Genomic DNA, 1,542 nt, shown 5'->3' with positions numbered 1-1,542 from the left:
AGATAAGATATCCGACCCTCGCGGCTCACTGACGCCGCCCAACGGCACTTTGCATCGATTGCAGCCAATCCTAGGAGCGTCTTCGATCATCTAGAAGGTATCCCGCTGTTTTAACAGTGCATGCCGCTGGCGATTCGACGTAGGCTTACCGAAGGCCAAAAAAGCTTAATATCAATAATACGACGACCACCGCTCCAACAAGCCAAATGATATTGTTCATAGTCTCTCTCTATTAATTCCGGAATCGCTCGCTTAGCTGATAGTGATGGGGAGGGACCATATGCTTGTGCTGCTTCTTGTTCGATCTTTATAAGTTTTTCCTTGATCTCCTCCGTGTTGTTGCCAAGCTCTTCGCGCTCTAGCATCCCGCACATCTTGCAACGAGGCATGTCGTAACTTCGGCTCGCCACGCAGGCGCGCGCTGCAGTAGGATAATTCCGTTCAAGCGGCTCTCCTTGACATGCAGGAACCCCCAGCCTGACATAGCCGCTGCGCTTCTAGTCAACCTCGGCGCCTGACAAACGGCCGGACTATTTCGCGCCAAGCGCGCCCCCAGCTAGGTCAGCCCAAAATACGCCTGGTACCAGTCCACAAACCGCCCTACCCCATCGGCAACCGTCGTCACCGGKCGGTAGCCGACCGCCTGCTCCARCGCCGATGTGTCGGCAWAGGTATCGGGCACATCGCCGGCCTGCAGCGGCAGCAKTTCGATGRTGGCTTTCCTGCCAAGYGCGYTTTCCAGTGCCTCGACATAGGCGGTSAGCTTCACCGGTTTGCTGTTGCCGATGTTGAAGATGCGCCAGGGGGCGCTGCTGGTGGCCGGATCCGGAYGGCCGGAGTCCCAGGCRGCRTTGCCGACAGCCGGGCTATCGCTGGCCCGGACGACGCCTTCGGCGATGTCATCGACATAGGTGAAGTCGCGCGTGTGGTTGCCGTTGTTGAACAGCTTGATCGGCTCGCCGGCAAGAATGCTTCTGGTGAAYAGGAAAAGCGCCATGTCCGGACGCCCCCASGGACCATACACCGTAAAGAAGCGAAGCCCSGTSGTCGGCAACCCGAACAAATGGCTGTAGCTATGCGCCATCAGCTCRTTGGCGCGCTTGGTCGCGGCGTAGAACTGCAGCGGATGATCGGCCGGCCGATGCTCGGAAAACGGCATGTCGGTGTTGGCGCCGTAGACACTCGAKGTGCTGGCATAGGTCAAATGCGCAACGGCRCTGCTGCGGCAGGCCTCGAGCATRTTGGTGTAGGCGATGATGTTGCTTTCGACATAGGCRTGCGGGTTTTCCAGGCTGTAGCGAACCCCKGSCTGGGCRGCGAGATGGATCACYCGGTCAAACGYGTGGTYGGCAAAGCARCCATCGACCACGCCTTTGTCGGCGAGATTGCCGCGGATGAAATGATAGCYCGCATTGGTCTTGCGGCTGGCTTCCTCCAGSAGCCGCAGCCTCGCCTCCTTGATCTGCGGATCATAGTAGCTGTTGACGCTATCGATGCCGACAACCTCGTCGCCGCGCTCCAGCAGGCGCTTCGATACGTGAC

At 58.6% G+C, this 1,542-nt stretch carries 2 protein-coding genes; both read right to left on the bottom strand.

Annotation, left to right across the window (positions count from 1 at the left end; genetic code table 11):
* Positions 1-110: 110 nt before the first annotated feature.
* On the bottom strand, positions 111-365 hold the full coding sequence (locus tag ACXJ7R_RS32225; protein WP_457155332.1) for a hypothetical protein: 255 nt from the start codon (positions 363-365) through the stop codon (positions 111-113).
* 191 nt (positions 366-556) lie between these two features.
* Positions 557-1,542, bottom strand: a 986-nt coding sequence (locus ACXJ7R_RS32220) for an NAD-dependent epimerase (RefSeq protein WP_457155331.1), incomplete at its 5' end; no start/stop codon positions are given.

Source organism: Mesorhizobium sp. P5_C1, from assembly GCF_054049815.1.
This window is presented reverse-complemented; position numbering and strand designations above follow the sequence as displayed.